Source organism: Azoarcus sp. Soil_N_20, assembly GCF_057656155.1.
The window spans coordinates 1-212 of sequence record NZ_JBDGKX010000092.1; the positions used below are offsets into that span (position 1 = coordinate 1).

General features: G+C 62.7%; 1 protein-coding gene. It reads right to left on the reverse strand.

Annotation, left to right across the window (positions count from 1 at the left end; translation table 11 throughout):
- Positions 1-212, reverse strand: a 212-nt coding sequence (locus tag AC3A35_RS28040) for a 4Fe-4S dicluster domain-containing protein (RefSeq protein WP_487439827.1), incomplete at both ends; no start/stop codon positions are given.

Genomic DNA, 212 nt, shown 5'->3' on the forward strand with positions numbered 1-212 from the left:
ACCCAGTTGATGTTCTGGGTTGGATCCTTGATGTCGCAGGTCTTGCAGTGCACGCAGTTCTGCGCGTTGATCTGCAGGCGCGGCGCGTTGTTCTCTCCGTCATGCACGATCTCATACACCCCGGCCGGGCAGTAACGCTGCTCGGGCGCGTCGTAGAGCGCGAGGTTCACCGCGATCGGCACCGAGGCGTCCTTGAGCTGCAGGTGACAGGG